Genomic DNA, 2,758 nt, shown 5'->3' on the forward strand with positions numbered 1-2,758 from the left:
GGTACGGGCTTTCCCGTGATGGCGATGAGCCACCGTTCGGATATGTTTTTGAGTATTCTGCATCATGCCGAACAAGATTTGCGCCAGCTTTTGAATATTCCGTCCAATTATAAAATCCTGTTTTTACAGGGCGGCGCGACCACGCAATTTAATATGGTGGCCATGAATTTGGCGCACGGTTTTGCGACTGCCGACGCGGTGGTAACGGGCAACTGGAGCCGTATTGCCTATGAGCAGATGAGCCGTTTGAGCAATGCCGAAATCCGTTTGGCCGCGCATGGCGGCGAGCAATATGCCTATAAAAACCTGCCTGCGGTTGAGGATTGGGATATCAACCCGAATTCTGCGTTTGTTCATTTTGCGATTAATGAAACCGTAAACGGCTTGCAGTATCAAAACGTCCCCAAACTTTCAGACGGCCTGCCGCCGTTGGTGTGCGATATGTCGAGCGAGATTTTGTCGCGTGAGTTTGATGTGTCCGATTACGGCTTGATTTATGCAGGCGCACAAAAAAATATCGGCCCTGCCGGTGCAACCGTGGTCATTATCCGCGAGGATTTGCTGGAGCGTTGTCCGAACGATATTCCCGATGTGTTCAACTACTGTTCGCACATCAACCGCGACGGTATGTACAACACGCCTTCCACTTATGCGATTTATATGTCGGGCTTGGTATTCCGCTGGCTGCAAACACAGGGCGGTGTGAAAAAAATTGAAGCGGTCAATCGAATAAAGGCGCACACCTTGTATGAGACGATAGATGGCAGCGGCGGTTTTTACATCAACGATATCCATCCTGATGCACGCTCCAAAATGAACGTGGTCTTCAAAACCGCAAGCGAAGACTTGGACCGCCGCTTTGTGTTGGAAGCCGAGTTGCAGGGCTTGTGCCTGCTTAAGGGCTATAAAACCGTCGGCGGTATGCGTGCCAGCATTTACAATGCGATGCCGCTTGAAGGCGTGAACGCGTTGGCCGACTTTATGAAAGATTTTCAACGACGTTACGGTTAAGATGAAGATAAAAAGGCCGTCTGAAACTGGGTTTCAGACGGCCTTTTTATTTGAACAAGCCTTATTCGGTCACTTCTTCAGTAATGCTGTCGCGGTAGATGGTGCTGTCGTAAGTCGGAACAGGAGGCGGCAGCAGGCTGTCGAGTGTCAGCGCGGACGGGTTCAGCGTAGGATAGCCACTGAAGGTTACGGAATAACCGCCGTTGCCGGTACTGCGGACTTTGGCATGCGCGCCCAAAGGGAAAGTGGTTTTGTTGGTAATGTGGCCGAATGGGAAGCCGGTCAACACAGGAATCTTGGCGGTACGAGAAATGTGGTTGACGACGGCGGAGAAATCGTAGCTGGAGTCGTACACGTCGCGGATGGTGCCCATGCGGAAATCGCCGAAGATGATGGCGCGTTGTTTTTGCAAAACACCTGACAGATAAAGCGTGTTGAGCATGCGCTCGATGCGGTAGGGTTGCTCGCTGACGTCTTCGATAAAGAGGATGCCGCCTTGAATATCAGGCATATAAGGCGTACCGGCAAGGGAGGCGAGAACGCTGAGGTTGCCGCCCCACAATGTGCCTTCGACGTTGACATCGGCACGTTGGATGGTCGGAACATCAACGATGTTGACGTTGTTGGTCGTGCCGCGAATGAAAGAATCCATGGTAAAGACGCTGGGGTCTGCTTTGCCGAATTCGCTGTACACCATCGGGCCTGCAAAGCTCATCATATTGCCTTTGGTCAACAGGGCGAGTTGGACGGCGCACACGTCGCTGAAACCGAAGAATAATGTGCCGCGTTCGCGCATTCTGGCGCCGAGTGAGGCAAAGTCAATTTGCGGCAGGATGCGTGCCGCGCCGTAGCCGCCGCGCAGGCCCATCAAGACTTTAGGCGTTTCGACGCGGCCGTTGGCAACGTCTTGGAAGTCGGCGGCGCGTTGGGCATCGCTGCCGGCAAAGCGTTGGTAACGGCGGCTGCCTGCTTGTTGGTTGGTCACGGTAAAGCCTGCGTTGTAGAGGCGGGTCAGGCCGGTGGTCACGCGGTTGGGGTCTTCGGCGAAGCCTGACGGCGCAACAACGCGCAGGAGGTTGTCGCCGGAACGTGGCGGATGGGATTGCTTAGGTTGCACGGTTTTGGCTTTTGCGGTGGTAGAAGTGGTTTTGGTTTGCGGCGTGGTGGTCGTGCCTGTGCCGCAGGCTTGCAACAACCCTGCGCCTGCCGCGGCAGAGCAGGTACGCAGGAAATGGCGGCGCGTGGTGGAGTTCATTGAGGTTTTCCTTTCGTTATATGTTCAGACGGCCTGAACTTGGCGTGTCGGGCCTTACAGGCCGTCTGAAAGTTTAAGCGATTAAGTTTTTAATTTGTTCCGGCCAATTTTCGGGCAAGGCCATACCGTGTTCGCGGACGGGCGCGGCCCAAATCGGCGCGGGGAAGTTGGCGTCGTTTTCAAAGCGGGCGATGACGTGCCAATGCAGGTGGGGCACAACATTGCCGAGGCTGGCCAGATTGATTTTGGCCGGGCGGAAGACTTGGCGCATTGCGGCTTCAACCTGATACACCATTTCCATGATTTCGTTGCGTTCGGCAGGGGAAAGGTCGGTCATCTCGGAAACATGGTCATTCCAAATAACGCGGCAGAATGCCGGTGCGCCGGCTTCGTTGTGGACGGCGATAACGTGCAGATTGGGCGTTTGCAGCAAAATGTCTTCGTTGTCGGCAGTGCAGATGGGGCAGGTCATGGGTTTTTCTTTCTCAGTCT

3 protein-coding genes are annotated in these 2,758 nt (G+C 54.3%); 1 reads left to right on the plus strand and 2 read right to left on the minus strand.

The genetic code is table 11. From position 1 onward, the window contains the following. Positions 1 to 1,011: phosphoserine transaminase (gene serC / locus ACTHS3_RS11340; RefSeq protein WP_440367984.1), on the plus strand; the 1,011-nt coding region annotated here is incomplete at its 5' end. A 61-nt stretch (positions 1,012 to 1,072) separates the two neighbouring features. Here serC and ACTHS3_RS11345 read toward each other — a convergent pair. Both ACTHS3_RS11345 and ACTHS3_RS11350 read right to left on the minus strand, forming a co-directional pair. Next, positions 1,073 to 2,266, minus strand: coding sequence for an LD-carboxypeptidase (locus ACTHS3_RS11345; RefSeq protein ID WP_070608018.1), 1,194 nt, complete (start codon positions 2,264 to 2,266; stop codon positions 1,073 to 1,075). Between the two features lie 73 nt (positions 2,267 to 2,339). Beyond that, complete coding sequence (locus ACTHS3_RS11350) at positions 2,340 to 2,738, minus strand: HIT family protein (protein ID WP_070608016.1); 399 nt, start codon at positions 2,736 to 2,738, stop codon at positions 2,340 to 2,342. Positions 2,739 to 2,758 lie beyond the last annotated feature (20 nt).

Source organism: Neisseria sp. P0009.S007 (assembly GCF_051962515.1).

Bases quoted from the DNA above. Each gene is read 5' to 3' on its own strand.
- ACTHS3_RS11345 (WP_070608018.1), bottom strand. From the start codon at position 2,266: ATGAACTCCACCACGCGCCGCCATTTCCTGCGTACCTGCTCTGCCGCG.
- ACTHS3_RS11350 (WP_070608016.1), bottom strand. From the start codon at position 2,738: ATGACCTGCCCCATCTGCACTGCCGACAACGAAGACATTTTGCTGCAA.